At 61.7% G+C, this 24029-nt stretch carries 29 protein-coding genes; 15 read left to right on the top strand and 14 right to left on the bottom strand.

Going from position 1 to position 24029, the window contains the following annotated elements:
- Position 1 precedes the first annotated feature (1 nt).
- From ACIOAU_RS14935 to ACIOAU_RS14910, 6 genes are all read left to right on the top strand, one after another.
- Positions 2 to 3460 carry a response regulator gene (locus ACIOAU_RS14935; RefSeq protein WP_401182903.1) on the top strand — a complete coding sequence of 1153 codons (3459 nt, stop codon included), beginning with the start codon at positions 2 to 4 and terminating at the stop codon, positions 3458 to 3460.
- On the top strand, positions 3457 to 4278 hold the full coding sequence (locus ACIOAU_RS14930; RefSeq protein WP_101320309.1) for a protein-glutamate O-methyltransferase CheR: 822 nt from the start codon (positions 3457 to 3459) through the stop codon (positions 4276 to 4278). Before ACIOAU_RS14935 ends, ACIOAU_RS14930 begins: the two co-directional genes overlap by 4 nt.
- Positions 4275 to 4850, top strand: a complete 576-nt coding sequence (locus ACIOAU_RS14925; protein ID WP_401182900.1) for a chemotaxis protein CheB — start codon at positions 4275 to 4277, stop codon at positions 4848 to 4850. Before ACIOAU_RS14930 ends, ACIOAU_RS14925 begins: the two co-directional genes overlap by 4 nt.
- Entirely contained in the window at positions 4844 to 6070 is a 1227-nt protein-coding gene (locus tag ACIOAU_RS14920) for a hybrid sensor histidine kinase/response regulator (protein ID WP_101320304.1), read from the top strand. The genes ACIOAU_RS14925 and ACIOAU_RS14920 overlap by 7 nt, the downstream gene beginning before the upstream one ends.
- Positions 6071 to 6114: 44 nt before the next feature.
- Positions 6115 to 6492, top strand: a complete 378-nt coding sequence (locus tag ACIOAU_RS14915; RefSeq protein ID WP_101320302.1) for a response regulator — start codon at positions 6115 to 6117, stop codon at positions 6490 to 6492.
- Positions 6493 to 6590: 98 nt separating this feature from the next.
- On the top strand, positions 6591 to 6992 hold the full coding sequence (locus tag ACIOAU_RS14910; RefSeq protein ID WP_101320300.1) for a hypothetical protein: 402 nt from the start codon (positions 6591 to 6593) through the stop codon (positions 6990 to 6992).
- Between the two features lies 1 nt (position 6993).
- Here ACIOAU_RS14910 and ACIOAU_RS14905 read toward each other — a convergent pair whose 3' ends face one another.
- The gene (locus ACIOAU_RS14905) at positions 6994 to 7611 is read right to left on the bottom strand and encodes a LysE family transporter (protein ID WP_401182895.1); all 618 of its coding nucleotides are present in this window, start codon (positions 7609 to 7611) and stop codon (positions 6994 to 6996) included.
- A 191-nt stretch (positions 7612 to 7802) separates the two neighbouring features.
- Here ACIOAU_RS14905 and ACIOAU_RS14900 point away from each other — a divergent pair, with 191 nt between their 5' ends.
- Genes ACIOAU_RS14900 through ACIOAU_RS14885 form a run of 4 tightly spaced genes read left to right on the top strand, consistent with a single transcriptional unit; the run spans position 7803 to position 10441 of the window.
- Positions 7803 to 8024, top strand: a complete 222-nt coding sequence (locus ACIOAU_RS14900; protein ID WP_101320296.1) for an MbtH family protein — start codon at positions 7803 to 7805, stop codon at positions 8022 to 8024.
- 10 nt (positions 8025 to 8034) lie between these two features.
- Positions 8035 to 8754, top strand: a complete 720-nt coding sequence (locus tag ACIOAU_RS14895) for a thioesterase II family protein (RefSeq protein ID WP_150568941.1) — start codon at positions 8035 to 8037, stop codon at positions 8752 to 8754.
- Between the two features lie 56 nt (positions 8755 to 8810).
- Positions 8811 to 9362: an isochorismatase family protein gene (locus tag ACIOAU_RS14890; RefSeq protein ID WP_401182892.1), complete on the top strand. Its 552-nt coding sequence runs from the start codon at positions 8811 to 8813 to the stop codon at positions 9360 to 9362.
- 23 nt (positions 9363 to 9385) lie between these two features.
- Entirely contained in the window at positions 9386 to 10441 is a 1056-nt protein-coding gene (locus ACIOAU_RS14885; RefSeq protein WP_401182889.1) for a DUF1615 domain-containing protein, read from the top strand.
- A gap of 44 nt (positions 10442 to 10485) precedes the next feature.
- On the opposite strand, the gene ACIOAU_RS14880 is transcribed toward ACIOAU_RS14885, so the two are convergent.
- The 9 genes from ACIOAU_RS14880 to ACIOAU_RS14840 all read right to left on the bottom strand — a co-directional run bounded on the left by ACIOAU_RS14880 (position 10486) and on the right by ACIOAU_RS14840 (position 18022).
- Positions 10486 to 11373, bottom strand: coding sequence for a metal ABC transporter solute-binding protein, Zn/Mn family (locus tag ACIOAU_RS14880; RefSeq protein ID WP_101320290.1), 888 nt, complete (start codon positions 11371 to 11373; stop codon positions 10486 to 10488).
- Entirely contained in the window at positions 11370 to 12269 is a 900-nt protein-coding gene (locus ACIOAU_RS14875; RefSeq protein ID WP_101320288.1) for a metal ABC transporter permease, read from the bottom strand. Before ACIOAU_RS14875 ends, ACIOAU_RS14880 begins: the two co-directional genes overlap by 4 nt.
- The gene (locus ACIOAU_RS14870) at positions 12266 to 13015 is read right to left on the bottom strand and encodes a metal ABC transporter ATP-binding protein (RefSeq protein ID WP_188036237.1); all 750 of its coding nucleotides are present in this window, start codon (positions 13013 to 13015) and stop codon (positions 12266 to 12268) included. The genes ACIOAU_RS14875 and ACIOAU_RS14870 overlap by 4 nt, the downstream gene beginning before the upstream one ends.
- Positions 13012 to 13929, bottom strand: a complete 918-nt coding sequence (locus tag ACIOAU_RS14865) for a metal ABC transporter substrate-binding protein (protein ID WP_101320284.1) — start codon at positions 13927 to 13929, stop codon at positions 13012 to 13014. Before ACIOAU_RS14865 ends, ACIOAU_RS14870 begins: the two co-directional genes overlap by 4 nt.
- Before the next feature lie 16 nt (positions 13930 to 13945).
- On the bottom strand, positions 13946 to 14515 hold the full coding sequence (locus ACIOAU_RS14860) for a DUF6162 family protein (RefSeq protein WP_101320281.1): 570 nt from the start codon (positions 14513 to 14515) through the stop codon (positions 13946 to 13948).
- Positions 14512 to 14832: a hypothetical protein gene (locus ACIOAU_RS14855; protein ID WP_188036235.1), complete on the bottom strand. Its 321-nt coding sequence runs from the start codon at positions 14830 to 14832 to the stop codon at positions 14512 to 14514. Before ACIOAU_RS14855 ends, ACIOAU_RS14860 begins: the two co-directional genes overlap by 4 nt.
- A complete protein-coding gene (locus ACIOAU_RS14850; RefSeq protein WP_101320276.1) occupies positions 14829 to 15368 on the bottom strand; it encodes a thiamine pyrophosphate-binding protein in 540 nt (179 codons plus the stop codon). Before ACIOAU_RS14850 ends, ACIOAU_RS14855 begins: the two co-directional genes overlap by 4 nt.
- Complete coding sequence (locus ACIOAU_RS14845; protein ID WP_312391397.1) at positions 15365 to 16564, bottom strand: PepSY domain-containing protein; 1200 nt, start codon at positions 16562 to 16564, stop codon at positions 15365 to 15367. The genes ACIOAU_RS14850 and ACIOAU_RS14845 overlap by 4 nt, the downstream gene beginning before the upstream one ends.
- Before the next feature lie 129 nt (positions 16565 to 16693).
- Entirely contained in the window at positions 16694 to 18022 is a 1329-nt protein-coding gene (locus ACIOAU_RS14840; RefSeq protein WP_401182882.1) for a lysine N(6)-hydroxylase/L-ornithine N(5)-oxygenase family protein, read from the bottom strand.
- Positions 18023 to 18214: 192 nt separating this feature from the next.
- Between ACIOAU_RS14840 and ACIOAU_RS14835 the strand changes: the two genes are divergently transcribed.
- On the top strand, positions 18215 to 18646 hold the full coding sequence (locus tag ACIOAU_RS14835; protein ID WP_401182879.1) for a hypothetical protein: 432 nt from the start codon (positions 18215 to 18217) through the stop codon (positions 18644 to 18646).
- A gap of 45 nt (positions 18647 to 18691) precedes the next feature.
- Here ACIOAU_RS14835 and pbpG read toward each other — a convergent pair whose 3' ends face one another.
- A complete protein-coding gene (gene pbpG, locus ACIOAU_RS14830; RefSeq protein ID WP_224785493.1) occupies positions 18692 to 19612 on the bottom strand; it encodes a D-alanyl-D-alanine endopeptidase in 921 nt (306 codons plus the stop codon).
- Between the two features lie 280 nt (positions 19613 to 19892).
- On the opposite strand from pbpG, the gene ACIOAU_RS14825 reads away from it, so the two are divergent.
- Both ACIOAU_RS14825 and ACIOAU_RS14820 read left to right on the top strand, forming a co-directional pair.
- Positions 19893 to 20093 (top strand): hypothetical protein, encoded by a 201-nt coding sequence (locus ACIOAU_RS14825; RefSeq protein ID WP_150569012.1) that lies wholly within the window; start codon positions 19893 to 19895, stop codon positions 20091 to 20093.
- Between the two features lie 156 nt (positions 20094 to 20249).
- On the top strand, positions 20250 to 20435 hold the full coding sequence (locus tag ACIOAU_RS14820) for a hypothetical protein (RefSeq protein WP_101320128.1): 186 nt from the start codon (positions 20250 to 20252) through the stop codon (positions 20433 to 20435).
- 82 nt (positions 20436 to 20517) lie between these two features.
- Here the strand turns inward: ACIOAU_RS14820 and ACIOAU_RS14815 are convergent, their stop codons facing one another.
- Positions 20518 to 20700 carry a hypothetical protein gene (locus tag ACIOAU_RS14815; protein ID WP_101320126.1) on the bottom strand — a complete coding sequence of 61 codons (183 nt, stop codon included), beginning with the start codon at positions 20698 to 20700 and terminating at the stop codon, positions 20518 to 20520.
- 237 nt (positions 20701 to 20937) lie between these two features.
- On the opposite strand from ACIOAU_RS14815, the gene ACIOAU_RS14810 reads away from it, so the two are divergent.
- The gene (locus ACIOAU_RS14810; RefSeq protein ID WP_150571848.1) at positions 20938 to 21759 is read left to right on the top strand and encodes a shikimate 5-dehydrogenase; all 822 of its coding nucleotides are present in this window, start codon (positions 20938 to 20940) and stop codon (positions 21757 to 21759) included.
- A 10-nt stretch (positions 21760 to 21769) separates the two neighbouring features.
- On the opposite strand, the gene gloA is transcribed toward ACIOAU_RS14810, so the two are convergent.
- Positions 21770 to 22291, bottom strand: a complete 522-nt coding sequence (gene gloA, locus ACIOAU_RS14805) for a lactoylglutathione lyase (protein ID WP_101320122.1) — start codon at positions 22289 to 22291, stop codon at positions 21770 to 21772.
- A 224-nt stretch (positions 22292 to 22515) separates the two neighbouring features.
- Complete coding sequence (locus tag ACIOAU_RS14800) at positions 22516 to 22890, bottom strand: histone-like nucleoid-structuring protein, MvaT/MvaU family (RefSeq protein WP_150569014.1); 375 nt, start codon at positions 22888 to 22890, stop codon at positions 22516 to 22518.
- A gap of 280 nt (positions 22891 to 23170) precedes the next feature.
- On the opposite strand from ACIOAU_RS14800, the gene cobF reads away from it, so the two are divergent.
- Complete coding sequence (gene cobF / locus ACIOAU_RS14795; RefSeq protein WP_401182872.1) at positions 23171 to 23920, top strand: precorrin-6A synthase (deacetylating); 750 nt, start codon at positions 23171 to 23173, stop codon at positions 23918 to 23920.
- Positions 23921 to 24029: the final 109 nt, after the last annotated feature.

Genomic DNA, 24029 nt, shown 5'->3' with positions numbered 1-24029 from the left:
GATGATTCAAGCAGCTTCTATGGACCAGCAGAGCTTTCGCAAGCTGTTAAGCCGCAACGTCGGCTTGCCACTTGGCGTGGGCCTGCTTGGCGCCGTGGCGTTTGTCGCGGTAATCAGCTACCTGCTCTCGGCCATGCAATGGGTCGAACACACCGACCGCGTGATTGGCAATGCCAACGAAACGCTGAAACTTTCGATCGACATGGAAACCGGCATGCGCGGGTTTCTGATCACCGGTGACGAGCGGTTCCTGGACCCTTACGAGGTGGCCAAGCCGCGTATATTCGCAAGCCTGGACAGCTTGCGCGAGCTGGTGGCAGACAACCCGGCGCAGGTCGACCGGATTGATCGGCTGAGCGCGCTGCAGCATGCCTGGAACGATTTTGGCCAGGAGATGATCACCCTGCGCCGGACTCAGGGCGGATTCCAGCAGGCGATCGCCAACGGCCGCGGCAAGCGTATCACCGACGAGGTACGCAAAGAGTTTGACGACTTCATCGGCAACGAACAGCAACTGCGCCAGGTCCGTAACCAGACCGTCAACACGGTTACCGTCACGGCGATTACCACCTTCGTACTGTTTATCGTCGCGCTCAGCGGCCTGCTGGCGTATCTGGGACGCCGCGATTTGCTGGCGTTGTCGGACAGCTACGTAGGTAACATGCAGGCGCAGCAGCGCGCCAATGAACGCCTTGAACACAATGCCTGGCTGCGTAATGGCCAGACCCAGCTGGCCGAGCAAGTGCTGGGGCAGTTGACCCTGCCGATGCTGGGCGACAACATCCTGCAGTTTTTTGCGACGTACCTGGGCAGTGTGGTTGGCGCGTTGTATGTGCGTAACGAGCACGGCAGCCTGGTCCGTGTCGCCAGTTACGGCCTGAGCGCCGAGGAGCAACTGCGTACGCAGGCGCTGGGCGTCGACGAGGGCTTGGTGTCGGAAGCGGTGCGCCAGTCGCGCGTGGTGCGCCTCGATCAGCTGCCGGAAGATTACTTCCGCCTCAGCTCGGGTCTGGGCAGCGGCTTGCCGCGCAGCGCACTGTTGATGCCGACTCGCGACAATGGCCAGATCAATGGCGTCGTCGAACTTGGCTTCCTGCGCCCGCTGAGCGAGCGTGACCAGGAGATCGTCGAGCGCGTTGCCGAAAACCTCGGCATGTCGATCGAGAGCGCCCGCTACCGTCAGCGCCTGCAAGAGGTGCTGGCCGAAACCCAGCAGCTCAACGAAGAACTGCAGGTGCAACAGGAAGAGCTCAAGACTGCCAACGAGGAGCTGGAAGAACAGTCCCGCGTGCTGAAGGAATCGCAAGCGCACCTTGAGACGCAGCAGGCCGAGCTTGAGCAGACCAACGAGAGCTTGTCCGAGCGCACCGAGGCACTCGATCGCAAGAACAGCGAGCTCAATGAAGCCCAGCAAGAGCTGCAGGCCCGCGCCGAAGACTTGCAGCGCTCGAGCAAGTACAAATCAGAATTCCTCGCCAACATGTCCCACGAGCTGCGCACGCCGCTGAACAGCTCGCTGATCCTGGCCAAGCTGCTCGCCGAAAACGACGAGGGTAACCTCACCGCTGAACAGGTCAAGTTCGCCGATTCGATCTATTCGGCTGGCAACGATCTGCTCAACCTGATCAATGACATTCTCGACATCGCCAAGGTCGAGGCGGGCAAGCTTGAAGTGCGCCCCGAGACGACCCAGGTCGAGCGCCTGGTCGAAGGCCTGCGCAGCATGTTCGTGCCGCTGGCCAAAGACAAAGGCCTGGACTTCCAGGTCGTGCTCGAACACCCGCTGCCGGCGACGCTGTTCACCGACCGCCAGCGCCTAGAGCAGATCCTCAAGAATCTGCTTTCAAATGCGATCAAGTTCACCGAGCGTGGTCAGGTCAGCATGACCATCAGCAAGCAGGCCGGCGTCGGCCTGGTGTTTGCCGTGCGCGACAGTGGTATCGGCATTGCGCCGGATCAACAGCAGGCGATTTTCGGCGCCTTCCATCAGGTCGACGGCACCAGCAATCGCCGTTACGGTGGCACCGGGCTGGGCCTGTCGATTTCGCGCGACCTGGCCCATCTGCTCGGTGGCCAGATCAGCCTCGACAGCAGCCCCGGCCAAGGCAGCGTGTTCAGCCTGATCATGCCCGAGCGCTATGAGTCGGATGAGCCGGTCGAGGTGCAGACCCTGCGCCCAGCTGTCGATCAGTTGCCGGCTGCGCCGCAGGTGCCAGCAGCAGTACCGCTGCCGCGCCACGCGTTTGCCGATGACCGCGAGCTGGCGCCGTTCAGCAAACGCTGCATTCTGGTGATCGAGGACGAGCCGAACTTCGCCCGTATTCTCTTCGACCTGGCCCATGAGCTGGGTTACAACTGCCTGGCCGCGCAGAGCGCCGACGAGGGCTTCCGGCTGGCGGCGCAGTACCTGCCAGATGCGGTCCTGCTCGATATGCGCCTGCCTGACCATTCCGGCCTGACCGTGCTGCAGAGGCTCAAGGAGCAGGCCAGCACGCGCCATATTCCTGTGCATATCATCTCGGTCGAAGACCGTGTCGAAGCGGCCATGCACATGGGCGCGGTCGGTTACGCGGTCAAGCCGACCAGTCGCGAAGAGCTCAAAGAGGTGTTCGGCCTGCTCGAAGCCAAGCTGACCCAGAAGCTCAAACGCATCCTGCTGGTTGAAGACGACGACCTGCAGCGCGAGAGCATTGCCCGCCTGATCGGGGACGACGACATCGAAATCACGGCGGTGGCGTTGGCTCAGGATGCACTCGAGCTGCTGCGCGAGAACATCTATGACTGTATGATCATCGACCTCAAGCTGCCCGACATGCTCGGCAACGAGCTGCTCAAGCGAATGACGGCTGAAGATATTCGCGCGTTCCCGCCGGTCATCGTCTATACCGGGCGCAACCTCACCCGCGAAGAAGAAACCGAGCTGCTCAAGTACTCGCGCTCGATCATCATCAAGGGCGCGCGCTCGCCGGAGCGTCTGCTCGATGAAGTGACGTTGTTCCTGCACAAGGTCGAGGCGCAGTTGTCCAACGAGCGTCAGCGCATGCTGAAGACGGCGCGCAGCCGTGACAAAGTTTTCGAGGGCCGCAAGGTCCTTCTGGTCGACGACGACGTGCGCAACATCTTCGCCCTGACCAGCGCCCTGGAACACAAGGGCGCCATCGTCGAGATCGGCCGCAACGGACGCGAAGCGCTGGAGCAGCTGGAGCTTCACGACGACATCGACCTGGTGCTGATGGACGTGATGATGCCGGAAATGGACGGCTACGAGGCTACTCGCTTGATTCGCCAGCAAGCGCGCTGGCGCAAACTGCCGATCATTGCCGTGACCGCCAAGGCGATGAAAGACGACCAGCAGCGCTGTCTGCAGGCTGGGGCCAATGATTATCTGGCCAAACCGATTGATCTGGACCGGCTGTTCTCACTGATCCGCGTCTGGCTGCCGCAACTGGAGCGAATTTGACTAGCGAGCGCAACACCGACATCGAGATCCGATTGCTGATCGAGGCGATCTATCTCAAGTACAGCTACGACTTCCGCGATTACTCCGGGGCGTCGATCAAGCGCCGCATCCTGCATGCGCTGCGTCAGTTCGACTGCCGTACGGTGTCGGCGCTGCAGGAGCGGGTGCTGCATGACCCGGGTATGTTCATGCAGTTGCTGCAGTACCTGACGATCCCGGTAAGCGAGATGTTTCGCGACCCTGGGCATTTTCTTGCACTGCGCGAAGAAGTCGTGCCGTTGTTGCGCACCTGGCCGTCGCTGAAGATCTGGATCGCTGGTTGCAGCACCGGTGAAGAGGTGTACTCGATGGCCATCCTCCTGCGCGAGGAAGGCCTGCTCGAGCGCACCATCATCTACGCCACCGATATCAACCCGAATTCGCTGGAGAAAGCCAAGCAGGGCATCTATTCGATGCAGAACATGCAGGGCTATGAAGAAAACTACCGCAAGGCCGGTGGCCGCCGGGACTTCAGCGAGTACTACACCAGCGCCTACGGCAACGCGATCATGGACAGCAGCCTGCGCGACAACGTGACCTTTGCCGACCACAGCCTGGCCACCGACAGTGTGTTCTCGGAAACCCAGTTGGTGTCGTGCCGCAACGTGCTGATCTACTTCAACAAGAGTTTGCAGGACCGCGCCTTTGGCCTGTTCCACGAGTCGCTGTGCCACCGCGGCTTTCTGGTGCTGGGCAGCAAGGAGTCGGTGGATTTTTCTGCTTACAGCGAGCAGTTCGAGCCCTTGGTCAAACCTGAACGGATCTTCCGTAAATCATGACGGGCGTCGATGCGGTAGTGATCGGCGCTTCGGCGGGTGGCGTCGCTGCCCTGTTCACCGTACTCGGCAGCCTGCCGCCGGGCTTCGCCGTGCCGGTGCTGTGCGTGCTGCACCTGCCGGATGACCGCCACAGCCAGCTTGCCGAAGTGTTGCAGCGCAAGGTGCAGCGACCCGTGCGGGAGGCGCGTGACAAGGCGTTGATCGAGCCTGGGCTTATCTACGTGGCCGGGCCGGCCTATCATTTGTCGGTCGAGCAGGATTTCAGCCTGTCGCTGAGCCAGGAAGAGCCGGTGCATTTCTCTCGCCCGGCGATTGATTTTCTGTTTACCTCGGCAGCCGATGCCTATCGCCAGCGGCTGCTTGGTGTGCTCCTGACCGGTGCCAATGAAGACGGCGCGCGCGGGCTCGCCTACATCAAACAATGCGGAGGCCGGACAGTGGTCCAGGACCCGCAGGACGCACAAGTCGCGCTGATGCCGGAGGCCGCCTTGGCCCTGCACAGCCCTGACTACATCCTTACTCTGAGCGGCATCGGGCAATTGCTCGGCAGCCTGGAAACCAGCGCATGTTAAGCCAGATTACCGCCAAACTGCTGATCGTCGACGATCTGCCAGAGAACCTGCTGGCCCTCGCCGCGCTGATCCATGGCGAAGACCGCGAAGTGCACCAGGCGCAGTCTGCCGAAGACGCGTTGGGGCTGTTGCTTGAACACGAATTTGCCTTGGCCATTCTGGACGTGCAGATGCCCGGCATGAACGGCTTCGAGCTGGCGGAGTTGATGCGCGGCACGGAAAAAACCAAACACATCCCGATCGTCTTCGTCAGCGCCGCCGGGCGCGAGATGAACTACGCGTTCAAGGGCTACGAAAGTGGCGCAGTCGACTTTTTGCACAAACCCCTCGACACCATGGCGGTGAAGAGCAAGGTGTCGGTGTTTGTCGATCTGTACCGCCAGCGCAAGGTGCTCGACCGCCAGCTGCAGGACCTGGAGCGCAGCCGTCAGGAGCAGGAAGTGTTGCTCGGTCAGTTACAGGTGGCGCGGGGCGAGCTGGAGCGCGCTGTGCGCATGCGCGACGACTTCATGTCGATCGTGTCCCATGAAGTGCGCACGCCGCTGAACGGGCTGATTCTGGAAACCCAGCTGCGCAAGATGCACCTGTCGCGAGGCAACCTGGCTGCATTCAGCGAAGACAAGCTACAGGCCATGGTCGAGCGCGACGAGCGGCAGATCAACAGCCTGATCAGGCTGATCGAGGACATGCTCGACGTATCGCGCATCCGCACCGGTAAATTGTCGCTGCGGCCGCGCCAGTTCGACCTGGCGCAGCTGGTCAGCGGCCTGGTGGAGAACTTCGAAGCGCAGGCGCTGGCCTCCAACACCCACATCGAGCTGCAATGCTGCGATACAGTTGAAGGTGAGTGGGATGAGTTTCGGATTGAACAAGTGGTAGCCAACCTGTTGTCCAATGCATTGCGTTACGGTCAACGGCAACCGGTGCAGGTACGGGTGTTCGAGCAGGCCGGGATGGCCTGGGTGCAGGTGCAGGACCACGGTATTGGCGTCAGCGCCGCCAACCAGCAGCGGATCTTCCAGCAGTTCGAGCGTGTTGCAGCAGAGCAGGCCATCGGAGGCCTGGGCTTGGGTCTGTATATCTCCGAGCAGATTGTCAGGGCCCATGGTGGGCAGATCCAGATCGACAGCGAGGTAGGCCAAGGCGCGACATTCAGCGTGCTGCTGCCACTGACGGCGCTGTCACAACAAACCGACCAGGCGCAGGCAACCTCTGCTTAAGCCCGGGGTCAGATGGCCAACTTGCTGAATTCCAAGGCGTTGTCATGAGCGAAGATGCACAAGATGTTGTACTGGTAGTCGAGGATGAACCGGCCATTCGGATGATCTTGCGCGACTATCTTTCAGGTGAGGGCTACCACGTGCTGGTTGCCGAAGACGGCCAGCAGGCGTTCGAGATTCTCGCGCGCAAGCCTCATCTGGACCTGATCGTCACCGATTACCGGTTGCCGGGTGGGATCTCCGGGGTACAGATCGCCGAGCCAGCGGTCAAGCTGCGGCCTGATCTGAAGGTGATTTTCATCAGCGGCTATCCAGCCGAGATCCTCGAATCCGGCAGCCCGATTGCGCGCAAGGCGCCGATCCTGGCCAAGCCGTTCGACCTGGATACGCTGCGTGACAAGATCCAGGATCTGTTGCAATGACAGGTTGCTGGCTGATCTGAGCACGGGTATCGATTTGCCCGTTCTCGGATCAGCAACGGCGGTGGTTGCGGCTCGGTGACAACGGCTATGCTAGGCACATGACAGCCAGCCAGCCGATACGTCAACCTTGCCCGCCCGGTGCCTGCGACTGCGGGCGCGATGACTTGCAAGCCGCATCGCCTGCAGCGCAGCGTATCCTGCGCCTGACCCGCCACGAAGAAAAACGTCTGCTCGAACGCCTGGAAAACCTCAAGGGCCTTGAAGATCTGCACCGCTTGCAGCAGCTGATGCATGATCAGCTTGGCATCCGCGTGCACATTGCTCCCAGTTTCAACGAAGTGCGCACCATGCGCGGTATCCTCATCGAACTGGCCGAGCAGCCCGGTCTGTGCCGCAAGACCCGCCAGGCCATCCCCGCAGCCATCCGCCGGGGGCTGGAGCGCAACCCGGAAGTTGCTTTCCGCCTGCTCGATGCGCACGACCTGTTGCGCGACGCCTGAGTCAGCGCATCGCCGCCAGTTTGATCCCGAAGCCAATCAGGCAAGCACCCGCCAGGCGCTCGAGCATATTCGACAGTTTGGGGCTGGCGCGCATGCGTTCGGCCAGGTGATGGGTCAGCAGCACGGCCACCAGCCCGTAAAGCAATGTCAGCGCGGCGATGGTTACCGCCATGAAGGCGAAAGTGACCATGCCCTGGTGCCGAACCGGGTCGATGAACAGCGGAAAGAACGCCATGTAAAACATGATCGCCTTGGGGTTGAGCAGGGTGATCATCATCGTCTGGCGCAGGTAATGGCCGCTGTCCATGCGGCTGACGCGCGGTGCGACGCCGGCCTTGCTGAGCAGCATGCGCAGTCCCAGATAGGCGAGATAGGCCGCGCCGGCCCACTGCACCACATGGAACGCCGTGGGGTAGGCCGCCAGCAGCGTGGCAACCCCAGCCACCGCCAGCCACATCAATACCTGATCGCCGAGAATCACCCCGCACGTGGCAGCCAGGCCACCTTTGATGCCCGCCTTGCCGGTAGCGGTGATCAGCGCGAAGTTGCCAGGACCGGGGATGGCCAGCAGGATCAGAAAGGCGATGACGAAGGCGCCGTAGTCGGTCACACCGAGCATTGTTGTTCTCCTTGAAGTGCTGGGCAGATGTAACTGGATGTATGACAGCATTGGCGGCGCTTGCAAAGACCACGGGTGACTAATTTTGCCCGGGGCTTTTACGTTCTCTTGAAGTCAGTGCCGTTGAGACGGCCGCAACCATCGCCCCGCGCCGACCGTGCTGGGGCGGGCAACTTCCAAGGAGACAGGCAATGACTTCCGTTTTCGACCGTGACGATATCGTTTTTCAGGTGGTGCTCAACCATGAGGAGCAGTACTCGATCTGGCCTGAATACAAAGCGATCCCGGCGGGCTGGCGCGCAGCGGGCAAAAGCGGCCTGAAGCAGGAATGCCTGGCCTACATCGATGAGGTCTGGACCGACATGCGACCGCTGAGCCTGCGTCAGAAGATGGCAGCAGCGGCGGCGCAGTGAGCGTCTGCCGGTGAGCGTAGTCAACCTGTTGTGCCTTCCCTACTCAGGCGCCAGTGCAATGGTCTATAGCCGCTGGCGGCGCAAGCTGCCTGCCTGGCTGCAGGTGCGTCCAGTGGAGTTGCCAGGTCGCGGTGCGCGCATGGGCGAGGCGTTGCACACGGACCTGCTGGGCCTGGCCAGGCAACTGGCCGCTGAGCAACGGTTGGCAGCCAACGCGCCTTACGCGCTGCTTGGGCATAGCCTTGGCGCACTGCTGGCGTTTGAGTTGGCCCACGAGCTGCAGGCGCTGGGTTGCCCGCCGCCGTTGGCGTTGTTTGCCTGCGGTACCGCCGCGCCCACTCGGCGCGAGGACTACGACGGCAACCGCTGGCGCGAGCCACGCAGCGACGTCGAGTTGATCGCCGAGCTGCGCAGTCTGCAAGGTACGCCTGAGGAGGTGTTGAACAATCAGGAGCTGATGAGCCTGACCTTGCCGATCCTGCGCGCTGACTTTCTCCTGTGTGGCCGCTATGCCTATCGTCAGCGGCCATTACTGCGCTGCCCGTTGCGGGTGCTCGGTGGCGAGACGGATCGCGCCAGCCCCGATCAGTTGCAGGCCTGGAGCCGAGAAACGCTTGGGGAGTTTTCTCTGCAGCACTTCCCGGGTGGGCACTTCTTCATTCATGAGCACGAAGACCGTGTGCTGAGCGTGCTGACCGAGGTCCTCGAGCCGCTGCGCCTGACTGCCTGATTGACGTCCTCCCTTGCTTGCGAGAGGCTTGAGTTTTCCTCTGCAAGGGATGGGCAATGTTGATTGATCCGCTCAAGGCCACGCTGCTGGTCGTCGATATCCAGGAAAAACTGATTGGCGCCATGAGCGACCCGGCCGGTACCCGGGCGCGAGCGCGCTGGTTGCTCGCGGCAACTGCCGAGCTGCAGCTGCCAACGGTAATCTCCGAACAATACCCGCAAGGCCTCGGGTCAACCCTGACCGAGCTCACGGCTTCGGCTCCGGCCGCGCAGGTGGTCAGCAAGCAGCACTTTTCCTGCGTGGCCGCGCAGTGTCTGCCGGCCAGCTTGCTCGAGCGCGAGCAGGTGATCGTGTGCGGCATGGAGACCCACGTGTGCGTACTGCAAACCGTGCTTGGCCTGCTCGGTTTGGGCAAGCAGGTCTTTGTCGTCGAGGATGCCTGCGACAGCCGTACCGTGGCGAATAAAGCAGCAGCGCTGGCGCGCATGCGTGCCGCCGGTGCGCAGATCGTCACCCGCGAGATGGTCGTGTTCGAGCTAATGGGCAGCGCTGCCCATCCGCAGTTCCGCCATATCAGCAAAACCTACATGGTCGGAGACCAACCCTGAACCGCCGTCTGGCCGGGGCCGGCGTGGTGATTCTGGCCCTGCTGCAAGGGTGTGCCGGTCAGCGCGAGAGTGCTCCCGAAGCAGACCCGGCCAAGGTTCGCGCGCAACTGCTGCGGCTGCTGCCCGCCCAACTCAACGACCGCCAGGGCTGGGCCGAAGACATCCAGACGGCGTTTACAGCTCAGCAACTTGATCCGAGCAAGAGCAACCTGTGCGCGGTATTGGCCGTGACCGAGCAGGAATCAACCTTTACCTCCGACCCGCAGGTGCCCAACCTGGGCCGCATCGCCCGCGCCGAGATCGACCGCCGGGCCGGCCGGCTGCATATCCCCAAGCTGCTGGTGGACGCTGCGTTGCTGACGCCCTCCGGCAACGGCAAGTCGTATCAGCAGCGGCTGGCGGCGGTGCGCAGCGAGAAGCAGCTCAGCGCGCTGTACGACGAGGTCATCGAACGTTTGCCGTTGGGCAAGACGCTGCTCGGCGGGCTTAACCCGGTGCACACCGGTGGGCCGATGCAAGTCAGTATCGACTTTGCCCAGCGTCATGCCAGCAATTACCCCTACAGCTATCAGGGTACCATTCGCCAGGAGGTGTTCAGCCGACGCGGCGGCATGTACTTCGGCATCGCCCACCTGTTGGGGTATCCGGCGCATTACCCGCGCCAGCTGTACCGTTTTGGCGACTTCAATGCCGGTTGGTACGCCAGCCGTAACGCGGCGTTTCAGGCGGCGCTGAGTCGCGCCAGTGGCGTCAGCCTGGCGCTCGATGGTGACCTGATTGCACCGGGCTCGATCATGCCCGGCGCTACCGAGCAGGCAGCACGCAAGCTGGGGGTGAAGCTGGGCTTGCGCAACACGCAAATACGCAGCCAGCTGGAGGAGGGCGACAGCCTTGCGTTCGAGGAGAGCGAGTTGTATCGCGAGGTATTTGCTCTGGCAGATGCCAAAGCCGGCAAGTCGCTGCCGCGCGCGGTGTTGCCAGGGATCGAGCTGAAGAGCCCGAAGATCACCCGCAAGCTGACCACGGCGTGGTTCGCTGGTCGAGTAGATGAGCGTTATCAGCGCTGTATGAAGCGCTGATGGATGAGCATTTCAGGGGCTGTTGACAGCCCCTGAAACCAGGTCTAGCCGAGCAGAGCGGCGATGACCTGTTCGACACTGGCTTTGAGCCCGGCAACGCTGTCTTGTGGATCACTTTCAACTATGACCAGTTTTGCTCCGGCCGCCTTGATAACCTCGGCGACTTCGGCAGCGGGTTGGCGATGGTGAACCACCAAGGCCACGTCCTGCCCTTTGAGCGTGTCGGCCAAGGCCTTGAGCGCCGCGGCATCCCACTTGTCATCCGCCGGTAGCGGCTGATCGACCACGTCCAGATTGAGCCCGCTGACCAGATAACCGAGGCGCTCGGACAGGTTCACCACACTGAGGTTGTCGGCCTCGGCCAGGCGTGTCTGGCTGCTGGCGTTGAGTTCCAGCATCTGCCGTTTCAGGCCTGCCAGATTGGCCTGGATCCTGGCCTTGTCGTTCGGCGACAAACGCTCGAGATCGTTGGCCACGACGTCGGCCATGCGCCCCATGTTGGTGGGGTTGAGCCATGGATAGCCGGCAAACGCGTTGTCTCCCTGTACCGCAATGCCTGGCAGCGCGCCGTCTACCGGGCGTGCGGCATCGATCTCGACGATGCGGATGTTGCTGCGTCGGGCCATTGGGTAGAGCGGGTCATCGCGCCAGATCGAACGCAGGCCAATGGCGGCGTCGGCCGTCTGCGCGGCCTTGTCCAGGCTGGCGCCACCGCGGCCACTGAAGTACGACGGCTGGCGGGTCGCTGGCAGGTTTGCCGGCGCCGCGCTGTTGAGCTGTACCGACGTGCCTTCGAGCAGCGCGGTGGCCAGGCTGTGGGTGACCGGCAGGCTGGTCAGCACGGTAACCGTTGCCGGTTTGGCCGCCAGCGTCAGCGCGGGCAGGCCCGCCAGGGCCAAGGCCAGAGTCAGTTGCTTGAGGGTAGAAGTCATGCCGGGTTTCCTTGCAGGCGTGGTACCAGAGCGCGGGCGAGGGCGGCAAGGGCGAAGCAGACGCCGGCCACCAGAATGATCGCCGCACCAGACGGCACCGGCAGGTCGAAGACGATCGGCAGCAGAATGCCGCACAGCGTGCTCACCGTAGCGATCAGCACCGAGATGAAGAAAAAGCCTTTCAGCGACTGGCTGACCAGGCGTGCTGCCGCTGCCGGGATCACCAGCAGGGCGCCGACCAGAATCGCGCCGATGACCTTGACCGAAGCCACGGTTACCAACGTCACCAGCACGACGAACAGATAGTCCAGGGTCTTCACCGCTACACCGCGGACCGCCGCCAGCTGCGGGTTGAAACTGGCCAGCATGATCCGGTTGTACAGCGGCAACGCCAGGGCCAGCACCAGCACTGCGACGATGCCCAGCACCAGCAGGTCCTGAGCACTGACCGTCAGCACCGAGCCGAACAAGACGTTTTCGAGGATGTGCACGTTGATCTTGCCCGCGAGCATCAGCAGCAGGCTTGCGCCCAGTGCCAGCGACACCGACAGGAACACCCCGATCAAGGTGTCCGGCGACAGCCCGGTGCGGTTGCGCAGGAAATTGAGCAGGATGCCGAACAGCAGGCAGTAGCCGAACAGGCTGCCGTACGGCCCGGTGTAGGGCTCGCCGAGCAGGATGCCGATGGCAACCCCGGTCAGCGCGGCATGGCCGACCGCTTCGGAGAAGAAGGCGAAGCGTTTGACCACGACCAGGGTGCCGAGGCCACCCAGCACCGGCCCGATCATCACCCCGGCAATCAGCGCGTTGATGACGAAGCCGTAGGCCAGCGCCTCCGGCAGATAGCCAGCGCTGGCCCATTCCTGGATCAGTTGGCGGAAGGCTTCAAAGCTCATCGGGCGAGGCTCTCGCTGCGAGGGTGGACGGAGAACAGACCAAGCAGCCGCTCGGGGGTCAGGGCTTGGGCCGGTGGCGCATCGAACAGTACTTTGCGGCTGAGGCCGGTCACTCGGTCGGCCAAGCGCAGCACCGCTTCCAGGTCATGCTCGATCCACAGCACGGTGGTGCCGCTCTGGCGCCAGCTGTGCAGCAGTTGCTCGAACACCTGGATACCGGCTTCATCGAGGGCCGACATGGGTTCGTCAAGCACCAGCAGTTGCGGCTCGGGGATCAGCCCTTGGGCCAGCAGCACGCGCTGGCGCTCGCCACCAGACAGCGCGCCCATGCGCCGCTTGCGCTTGTCGAGCATGCCCACCCGGGCCAGTGCTGCATCGATGGCAGGTTGGACCCGGCGCGACAGGCCGAGAAAGGCCGGTCGACGCTGGCACATGGCAGCCATGAAGTCGTCGACAGTCATAGGTAGGCCACGATCGAACTCCAGCGCTTGTGGCACATAGCCGATCACTTCGCGCTCGCCCGGCCAGTGCAAGGTAAGCTGGCCCTGATGCGGCATCTGCCCGAGCAGGGTCTTGATCAGCGAGCTCTTGCCGCCGCCGTTGGGGCCGACGATGGCATGCACGCTGCCGGCGACCACGCTGAAACTGACCTGTTCCAGAATCGAAGTCCGCCCGAGAGTCAGGTCGATGCCGGCGAACTCGATCCGCGGGCCCATAACCACGCTGAGGTTGGCCGGCGCAGTCATGCGTTGTTCTCCTGAATCGCTCGGACCACGGTATCGAGGTTGCGCTGCATCTCGACTTCGTACTTCTCCTTGGTGTATTCGCCGTAGGAGATGTGCGTCAGCGGGTAGATGCGCACGCCAGACTCACGCTGGATGGTTTCGACGTAGGCCGAAGGGAAGTCCATCTCCGAGAAGATCACTTTGACGTCGAGCGCCTTTAGCTGGTCGATGGTCTTTTTCAGCTGCGCTGGGCTTGGCTCGATGCCGTGAGCTGGCTCGACCACGGCGGTGACCTCCAGGCCGAAGTCGCGCACCAGATAGTCGTAGGCGGCATGAATGGTCGCTACGCGAAAATCCGCGTGGGGCGCTTCGGTGACCTTGGCCAGGGCGTCGGCGCGCAGCTTGCGCAGGCGCTTGGCATAGGCACGGGCGTTTTGGGTATAGAACTTGGCGTTGTCCGGGTCGAGCTTGCCCAGCTCGCGGGCGATATTGTTGACCTGGGCGATGGTGGTGCTGATCGACAGGAAGGTGTGCGGGTTGACCACCTTGCCTGCACCACGGGCGGCAATCCCGGTCGCGGCCAGCAGCGGCACGTTGGCATTGGCCTCGATGGTTTTGACATCAGGGGTTTCGCTGGCGGCGATCATGCGGTCGGCGAAGTCATCATGGCCGACGCCGTTGAGCACGATCACATCCAGGCCGCCAATGCGTTTGATGTCTTCGGCGCGCGGCTCGTAGGCGTGCGGGTTGAAACCGGCAGGAATCAACGGCACCACTTCGGCCTTGTCGCCGACGATGTTGCTCACGTAGCTGTAATAAGGATGCAGGGTGATGCCGATGCGCAGTGGCTTGCCGGCCTCGGCATGGGCCAGGGCCGGGAGGGCGCAGGCCATGAGCAGGGCGAGGGCGCGGCGGGCGAGGGCGGAGCGAAGCATGGAGGAGTCCTTGGATTCAGTGACGGTGTTGACGGGTAACCCCGGCGTCGTAATGGCTGACCACTTGCTGCCAGCCAGCGGCGATCAGGGCCACCGGCTGCAGGTCGTCCGGAACCACGGCTGCGGTGTCGCGGCGCAGCCAGACATCGGCCCGTTCATCCGCCTGCGCGGGCACGATCAGCAGGAAGCTGCCGGCGACCGCGCTGTCCTGGCTGCGTCCCAGATAGGCGCCGGCAGCCAGCCACTGCCATTGATGGCCACCGCGGCTGACGCTGCTGGCATCGCTGACAAACGGCGGCAGGCCTTCTTCGGCGAGGCTGGCCACTTCAGGCATGGAACCGGTCTCTTCGCGCAACTGGCGGATCTCGTCGAACGCCACCAACAGGTCTGTGAATACCCCTTGTTCGGCCGCCGTCAGGTCGCGCCGGGCGTCGATCTGGTGGCTCTCGATGCTGACTTCATCCTCACGCTCGCCGCGCAGCGTTACCACTGTGGCGGCCAGCGCCAGGATCAGCAGGGCTGTCAGCAGTACATATAGCGTCTCATGCCCGGCACCGGCCGGGCGGATCACCTGGGCGCGGCTCATGGCTCGCCTATATCGGCATGGTCGATTTCAACGATGTGCCCGGGGCCGGCGTCGAACAGCACGTAGAATTCACCGTCGGGGCGCTTGAAGGTCAGCGTCGAGTCGTCTCCCAGCTTGCTGCCAACCAGCACCTGCTCGTCGTAGCCGATCACGTCCAGGGTCACGCCGGGTGCGCCGCTGCCATCGGAGAAGCCACCGGTGCATTTGATCTGCTCGGCATCAACCGGTGCGCACTCGCACATCGGATTGTGCGCCAGGGCAGGGCCCGCGCAGAGCAGCAGAATTGGCAGGGCCAGCCTGCGAGTCAGGTGTTTCATTTGGTGCCTCCTTGTTTCTCGAGCCAGGCCACGGTTGCCGGTGAGGCCTGGGCCAGGGGGACGGATGCCTGGTGCATGCTGCCGTCCCAGCCTTCGATAGTGATCCAGACCTGTGCGTCAGACCGTGTGCGCGGCGGTACCGGCAGCGAAGTGATCATGCGGTAGGGTGCCCCGAAGAAAATCGTCCCCGCAGCGCGCAGGCTGCGCGGCTTGCCGATACGCAGGTAGACCGCTTTAACCTCCGTGGTGCAGGCTTTGCACAGGGCTGCGTTGAACAGTTTGAAATGACCCGCCGGGCCATCCGCCCTGGGCGCTTCGTCGCGCAGTTCGGCCAGGTCGAGCGTGTACGGGCCTACCTGAATATCGCTGACCTGATTGGCGCCCAAACCACTGTCGCCGCGGAACATGGCCGCGTCGGCGAAGTACTTGGGCATGAACCCCAGCGGGATCAGGATCAGCAGGATGTTGATGTGGAATCGCCACTTCAGCCAGAACTGCTTGAGCGGGCTCACCGGTACTGCTTGCGCCTTGCTCATGGCTGCGCCTCCACTGAAGTTTCACTGCGTTCCGGTTGTGCGCGCGCGACTCGATCGGTGCGCTTGAGCGCTGCGGCGGTGGCCTGGGCGGTGCGCTTGGTCCAGATCAACAGCCCGCTGAGTACCATCAGGGTCAATACCAGGCCGAAGAAGAACCAGATCAGCTTGATCGCCAGGCCGCCGAAGTCGCCGGTGTGCAGTGGACGCATCGACTCGGTGACGAACTCCAGCGCGGAGCGGTCTTCGAGCAGGAACTTGCTGTCGACATTGCTGGTGTAGGGGTTGACCGATGCGGTCTGGAACATCAGCGGGTACCAGCCGCGGCCACCCATTTCGACATGGCTGTAGGCCGTGCTGGGCAGGCTGATGAAGGTGATCTCAAGGCCGGGAATGGCCTCGGTGGCGATGCGCGCCGCTGCATCCAGGTCGATCCGCGGTGCCGGGCTGCCGTCGGCAGTCAGCGGCACGTCTTCGCGGGCAATCACCGGCACGATCGGCTCGCTGGAGATGGTTATATGGTTGTCACCGAGAATGGCCTGGATCAGGAACCAGATGCCGGTAATCGAAATGACCGTGATGAACCAGATCGACCAGACCCCCGCCAGCCGGTGTACGTCACCCCAGAAGATCCGCGAGCCGTGGCCGCTGCGCACCGGCTTGAAAAAGCCGCGCCAGAATTTTTTGTACACCACCAGGCCGGTCACCAGCGAGGCCAGCATTGGCAGGCCGAGCAGCGACACCAGGTACCAGCCCCAGCTGTAGCCATTGGTGAACGGCACCAGCCACCAGCCGTGCAGGGCACGGGTGAAGGCTTCGAAGTTGAAGTCCGGCGCCTTGCCCTGGATCACCCCGGTGTACGGGTTGACGTACAGGGTTGGCGTGGTGCCATCCGGGTTGGTGACGCTGGCGGCGAGGGCAAAGTGCGAACCCTCAGGCTGCACCAGCATGCGCACGGCCATGTCAGGCTCGGCCTTGTGCAGGGCGTCGATGATCTGCTGAAAGCTCAGCCGCTCGGCGCCGTCGCTGGGTTTGCTCGCGCGCACGTCAGAGTTGGCCAGCCAGACGATCTCCTGGCTGACTACGGCCAGCATGCCGGTGAAGCAGACGATCAGGACAAAGAACCAGATCGGCAGGGCGAGCCAGCTGTGGACGAGGAACCACAGCTTGGACTTGGACTTTTTCGTAGATTGGGCCATCGGTCATCTTCTGAAAATAAGGGTCGAGCGCATGCTCAACCGTGTAAGGCTGCATTAATAAAGACGAATGAGAATGAAAATCCTGCCTTTTTAAATGCAACCAGATATTTCAGAAGGCGTCCTGTACCCTCAGGCGTTGCTCGCGGCGGCCATTACCGCCGGGCGGGCGCAGCGCTGGGCGAGGTCCTGATAGAGCGCCTGGCCGATTTCCGCGGCACGGGCGGGCAGCACCGACAGCAACGTATCGCTCAGGCCATGAGTGGTTTCGCAGAAGCCTTGCAGGTACACCGAGGCGTGCATGTCCGGGCTGGCCAGTACTCGATAGTTGCGATCGGCACTGAAGTCGTCCAGGTAGCCCTGCAGCGGCGCCAGCAGTTCTCGGTGCGAACGGCGTTCGTAGCCGGTGGCGAGGATCACCGCGTCATAGCGGTGAGTCTGTTGCTGGCCGGTGGCGAGGTCGCGCAGGGTCAGTTCGATGCCATCGGCAGTGGCTACGACCGCATCCACGTTGCGCCGGCACAGTACGTTGTGGCGATACTGGTGGGAGACCTTCTGCCGGTAGAGGATGCCGTAGATGCGGTCGATCAGGTCGAGGTCGACCACAGAATAGTTGGTGTTGTGGTACTCGCCGATCAGCTTGCTGCGCAGTTCGGCAGGCTCGTTGTAGACGAGGTCGGTGTAGTCGGGGGCAAAGATCTCGTTGACGAAAGGACTGTCATCGGCAGGCTTGAGCGCAGTGGCACGCAGGATCATGTCGACCTTGACCGACGGGTAGCTGTCGTTGAGGTCGATAAAGGCCTCGGCCGCGCTTTGCCCGGAACCGATCACCGCGATACGCATCGGCTTGCCTTCGGCGCAGGGTAGCTTGGCCAGGCCGCTGATGTAGCGGGAGTGGTGGAAGACGCGCTCGTCGTCCTTGAACCCGGCGAATTTCTCCGGGATTTTCGGCGTGCCGCCGCTACCAATTACTACCGAACGCGTGCGCCGGCTGTACTCACGGCCCTGACCGTCGCGCGAGACCAGCCGCAGGTGCTCGACCCGGCCAGCGTGCAGTTCCGGTTCGATACGCAGTACTTCTTCGCCGTACACTGCCTGGTCGGCGAAATGCTCGGCGGCCCAGCGCAGGTAGTCGTTGTACTCCAACCGGCACGGGTAAAAGGTGCCGAGGTTGATGAAGTCGGCCAGGCGCTGCTTCTGGTGCAGGTAATTGACGAAGCTGTACGGGCTGGTAGGGGTGCGCAGCGACACCAGGTCCTTGAGGAAGGAGATCTGCAACTCGCTCTGAGTGGCCAGCGTATCGCCGTGCCAGCGGTAGTCTTGCTGCTTGTCGATGAACAGGGCGTCCAGGGCATGGCCCTGGCTCTGGGCGAGTTCTTCGAGGGCGATGGCCAAGGCCAGGTTGGAAGGGCCGAAACCCACGCCGATCAAATCTTTGACTGTTTCTGGGGTCTGGCTCATGGCTGCGTTCCCTGAAGTTCGAATGAACAGGCGCGCCGGAGTTTGGCCCCTGCGCCTTCTACACATTTTGGAACGAGCCAGCTTTGAGGGAATTTAGCCAGCCTGCAGCGCAGGTGCTGCTCACTTCAAGATCTGCTGCGCGCGGCCGATAACCTGGTCAACGCAAGGACCACTTCAGGGCAGGTACGGAACATGGTTACAGTTACAGGCATCTCGATCGCTGGCGCTGCTTCGGCGCAAGTCGGCGGCAAAACCAATCAGCGTGATGACGTCGAGCAGGTCGAGAAGGGCGGCGCCATGCCTGTCGACCTTTCAAAAGTCGCTGGCGGCGCCAAGGTGGCACAAGCAGATAGCGGCTCGGACAGCAGCGAGCCGCCGCACATCAAGCAACTGCGCGAACTGATCAAGCAACTGCAAAAGCAGCTCGCCGAAGAGCAGAAGCAATTGGCCGAGATGATGGCTAAAGACACAGATGATGGTGCCATGATCGCTTTGATTACCGCCAAGCAAGCCAGCGTCAGCACGCTGACTGGCCAGGTCATGGCGGCGACCGCGCAGTTGCTCGAAGCCCTGACCAAGACCGGTGACAGCAGCGCCGGCGGTACGGTCAATACCCAGGCCTGAGACGACGCCCGGCGGTTGGCCTGGCGTCGCCCTGGAGCGTCAGGCTCAGTCGGCAACGACCTTGCGTCGCTCCGCTTTGTACTGCATGGCCACGGCCGGTGCAGGTTTGGCCGCACCGGTTTCCAGCCACTGGCGCATGCGGCTGGCGTCGGCGAAGTGGGTGTACTTGCCGAAGGCATCCAGAATCACCATCGCCACGGGGCGGTTGTCCATCCGGGTCAGCAGCACCAGGCAGTGCCCTGCTTCATTGGTAAAGCCGGTCTTGGTCAGCTTGATGTCCCAGTTGCTCTTGTTGACCAGATGGTCGGTGTTGCGAAAGCCCAGCGTGTAGTTAGGCTTGCGAAACGCCACGGTCTTTTCGCGAGTGGTCGACAAGTCGCTCAACAACGGGTACTTGCGCGATGCCAACAGCAGCTTGCCAAGGTCGCGTGCGGTCGACACGTTCAGCGTCGACAGGCCTGTAGGCTCGACATAGCGGGTATGGCTCATGCCGAGGCTGCGCGCCTTGGCGTTCATGGCCTTGATAAAGGCACCATAGCCGCCTGGGTAGTGGTTGGCGAGGCTGTTGGCTGCGCGGTTTTCCGACGACATCAAAGTGATCAGCAAGGTCTCGCGGCGATCAAGCTGGCTGCCCAGGCGGACCCGCGAGTACACACCCTTCATTTCCGGGTTGTTGGCGATGGTCATGGTCAACTGCTCGTCCATAGGCAGTTTCGCGTCAAGCACTACCATGGCCGTCATCAGTTTGGTCACCGAGGCAATCGGCACCACCCGGTCGGCATGGCTTGCGTACAGCTCCTTGTTGCTGTTGAGGTCGATCAGCAGCGCGCTGCCCGAGGCCAGGTGCAGTTTGGCCGGATCGCGCTGAGTCTGGCTCGGCGGCGGCGCAGCGGCAGCGGTAGTTGCGAGGGTCGAAGTTCCAGTGAGCAACAGCAGCAGGCTGAGGATGGACAGAGAAGTTTTCACGTTGAGGCTCACTAAAAGGAGGTATGTCGTTGGCTTTGCAGGGTTTTCCCCAAAAAACCGCTGCATTGTGGAGTATGGCCGAAAGCGTGTCGAATGCCTTATGACTAAAGGGCGCAAGGTGAAGGAATTTTAATCCGGTATCCATCTTTTAACGCCATCTGCGGCGAAGCTGTGGGGGTGGGGCGTAGCGCGAGCGGGCTACTTTGTAGCTCGTGGTTGCCGAAGACGATGGGCACTTTGTCGATTCATGATTAAATACCGCACTTCAAGGAGGATCATCATGAGCAAGCACAGCACTACCCCTTTTTACGCCGCAGGCGGGTCCATGCTGGTTATCGGTGTTGTTTTCGCCGCCGTAGGCGCTTCTGGTCAGCCTGCGTTTGGCTGGACCGCGGTCGGCCTGTTGATTCCCAGCGCTGTATTGTTGCTGCAGGCGGTTCGGCGCAAACGTCGTTTTAATGACGATGGAGCGTCGAATTGATCAGCACCGGGAAAAAACGATCGGCTTAGCCAATACCCACTGTTAAGAGTTGCTTCTCGAGAGTTAGCGCCGTTGGTCTCGTCGCGGGCACTTGCGTCAATCCCGCGGCTCTCACGCTAAGGCACGGATCATCCGTGCATTGACGAGGGTAGCGCTATGGATATCGACGAAAAAGCACCTGGCAACATCTCTCAGCAGGGCGTAGGCGGCACGACCGACAACGAGACGGCTCATGACCCAATGCCTCCGCTGCCTGAAGATGAAGATGCCGGCCTGGACGAAGAAATGTCTGACGTAGAGACCAACAACACAGTCTCCAGCGAGCATCCAGATCCAGCCTGAGGCGTGCCCCAGCGCGCAAAAAAAAAGCCCGCCAAAAATGGCGGGCAACAAGGGCACAAGGAGCAACACACAACACATTCGTTCAAGCCATCAAGCTGCCGCTCTGCAGCTGATCGGCCATCGCTACTGCACAGGCTTTGGACGCCAGCGGGCCGCTCACCGGCTCGCCATTGCGCATCAGATACCAGCAGGCCAGCAGCCCCTGCTCACGCAAGCGAGTGGGAACTGCGCTACCAACAACCGACATGATCTGGATAGTGGCCATGCTGACCTCCTGTAAGACGTGCGCCAACCTTACCCAGCTGCTGACGGCGTTTGAAATCAACTTCCTCAATAGTGGTCATCAGCTCTATCAACAGTAGTGTCGAGACCACGCTGCGCGATGGCTCCTACTATGGCCGTTGTTACTGTCAACTGAGCGCCGGGAAAGGGTAAAGGTTGTGTAAGCAATGCCCTCTGGTACGCTGGAGCAACGATTCAGCTCAGGCAAACGGAGCAGTAGATGAGCCACATTCCCAGCAGAAACACGCAGTTGTGCATCTCCCTGGCCGGCCGTCCCGGTACCTTTGGCGTGCGCTTTCACAATCATCTCTATGAACAGCTGGGCCTGGATTACTACTACAAGGCCATGACCACAGATGATCTGCCCGCCGCGGTGGCTGGTATTCGAGCATTGGGGATTCGCGGTTGCGGTGTATCGATGCCGTTCAAGGAAGCTTGCCTGGCGTTGGTCGACGAGGTTGATGCGTCTGCGGCTGCCATCGAGTCGGTTAATACGCTGGTCAACAGCGACGGCTACTTGAAGGCTTACAACACCGATTATCTGGCCGTGCAGCAGTTGCTGGCCAAACATGAGGTAGACCCGGCTACAGCGTTCGCGCTGCGTGGCAGCGGCGGGATGGCCAAGGCAGTAGCCTGTGCGTTGAGTGACGCCGGCTTTCGTGAAGGGCTGATTATTGCCCGTAATGAACAAGCTGGGCGGCAACTGGCCGACATGCTGGGTTATCGCTGGCAGGCAGAACTGGGCGACTTGGCGCCGCCGATGCTGATCAACGTCACGCCGATTGGTATGGCCGGCGGCCCTGAGGCGGAGCAACTGGCGTTCCCCGAAACTGCGATTGCAGTGGCAGAACGGGTATTCGACGTGGTGGCGATGCCGGCGCGCACGCCACTGATCTGCCGCGCCGAAGCGCTCGGCAAACCGGTCATCACAGGGCTTGAGGTGATTGCCCTGCAAGCGCTGGAGCAGTTTGTGCTGTATACCGGCGTGCGCCCCACGGCAACGCAGATCGACGCTGCAATTGCCTATGCGCGGGGCGCCTAGTCAGCTGTGCTTACAAGGGCGTCGGTTGAATCACTTCGACCCAGTAACCATCGGGGTCTTTGATGAATGCCAGATGGTTCATGCGGCCGTCGCTCAGGCGCTTCTGGAACGGCACCTGCAAAGCTTCAAAGCGTTCGCACGCTGCAACTACATCAGGCACCGAAATGCAGATATGACCAAAACCGCGTGGGTCAGTGTTGCCATCGTGATAGGCAAACGCTGCATCACTTTCAGTGCCGTGGTTATGAGTCAGCTCCAGCACGCCCGGGATCGACTTCATCCACTGGTGACGAGCATCGTCATCAGCCGGAATTTGCGCGGGGTCAACCAGTGCCAGGAAGTACAGGCTGAACTTGGCTTCGACGAAGTCGCGCTTGTCCACCAGTTTGAAACCGAGCACGCGGGTGTAGAAGTCCAGCGACTTCTCGATGTCCTTGACGCGCAGCATGGTGTGGTTGAAAACGAATTGCGCAGTGGCAGCGTCCGTTTGAGCGGTAACGCCAGGCAAGGTGTTGAGATCGTTCAGGCTCATGAAGGCTCCAGAGACGAGGCCGGGCCCACAGGCACCAGCGGTAAGACAGGCCGTCCATGATACGGGACGTGAGCGGGGAGGCAAAATGAAAGCGCCCTGCACGAGGGCAGGGCGCTGAAATTAGAGGCCCGCGTGTGCGGGCGCAGATGGGGTCGCTAATCCGTTAGCTGGAATTGATCATGGCCCACAAGCTGTGAAAAAAGTGTGAAGTGTATGTCCATGTTTCATGGACGCAACCAGCCGTCGACAGTGCTGGCGCCGTGTTCTTCTTTCCAGGCTTTCAGACCGCGGTGGTTACCGCCCTTGGTTTCGATCAGTTCGCCGGTGTGCGGGTTCTCGTAAACCTTGACCACGCGGGCGCGGCGCTGCTGTTTTGGGGTCGCCCCGGACGCCTTGGTGGCGGGTTTGCTGCTGCCTTTTGGATCAAGGATGGCGACGATATCGCGCAGGCCCTTTTCGTAAGTTTTCATAAGGCCCAGCAGCTTCTGCTCGAACTCGATTTCGCGTTTGAGACCGGCATCCTGCTTGAGCGCCTCGAGTTGGGCGATCTGTTCCTGAAGCGCTTTTTCGGCAGCGCGAAACTCTGCAAGTCTGGACACTTTCATCACTCCTTAAATACGACTGCGTCAAAACGTGACGAACATTGTAAGAAGATTTAACGTCGGTCACGCAGGGATAGTGCTGTTCGCTAGTCCCGAGTGTAGTTGCCGACGGTGTCACGGTAAACCATAAACTTTGCAAGTAGTCAGGGAACTTTACTAGTTTTATGTGCGTTAATTTATTTGCTGTTCACCCACAGCCTTAACTGCTCGACATAGTGTCGGCTCAAGCCGACACTCAGGGTCTGGCAATCACAGCAAACCCGAGCGGGAGTGGCTAATGAAGCAGTTGTTATTGATCGGCATCGGCCCTGGTGATCCGCGGCAGGTGACGTTCGAGGCAGTCGATGCGCTCAAACGGGCCACGGTATTCTTCGTCCTCGACAAGGGCGCCCGCTCTGATGAGCTGGTGCGCATGCGCCGGGCAATTCTCGAGCGCTACCTGCCCACTGGCGACTACCGGTTGCTGCAAGTCGATGATCCGCAGCGTGATGCATTGGCCAGCGATTACATTGAGGCAGTACAGGACTGGCACCAGCAACGCGCAGCGCTCTACGCAAGATTGATCGATGACGAACTCGGCCCGGACGACGTGGGTGCTTTCTTGCTGTGGGGCGAACCAAGCCTGTACGACAGCACGCTGCGGATTCTCCAGTTGGTACGCCAGCACGGTACACAACTGCAACTCGAAGTCATCCCCGGCATCAGCAGCATTCAGGCCCTGGCAGCTCGTCATCAGATCCCGCTGAACCGCATTGGCGAGCCGCTGACCGTACTTCCCGGGCGGCAGCTCGGCGCAGTTAAGCAGATCGACAATGTGCTGGTCATGCTTGATGGCCAGTGCGCGTTCGCCGATATCGACGACCCACAACTGCATATTTACTGGGGCGCCTATCTCGGCACGGCGGACGAGCTGCTGCTTGCTGGGCCTTTGTTGCAGATGAAGGCCCAGATTGTGGCCGCACGTGAACTAGCGCGGCAACGCAAGGGCTGGATCATGGACACATACCTGTTGCGCCGGGAGCTTTAGCGCATCGGTGCTGTCGTACCTGCTGTGAAAAAGTGTTCGATCAGCGAACGCTAAAGCGGCCGGTAGACACGGCAATCCATTACCGGCTATCGCAATTGCGCGCATCTCT

It is taken from the genome of Pseudomonas sp. NPDC088322 (assembly GCF_044740745.1).
GTDB classification, from domain to species: domain Bacteria; phylum Pseudomonadota; class Gammaproteobacteria; order Pseudomonadales; family Pseudomonadaceae; genus Aquipseudomonas; species Aquipseudomonas shirazensis.
Note: the sequence above shows the minus strand (reverse complement) of the source record. Positions and strands in the feature narration are given on the sequence as shown.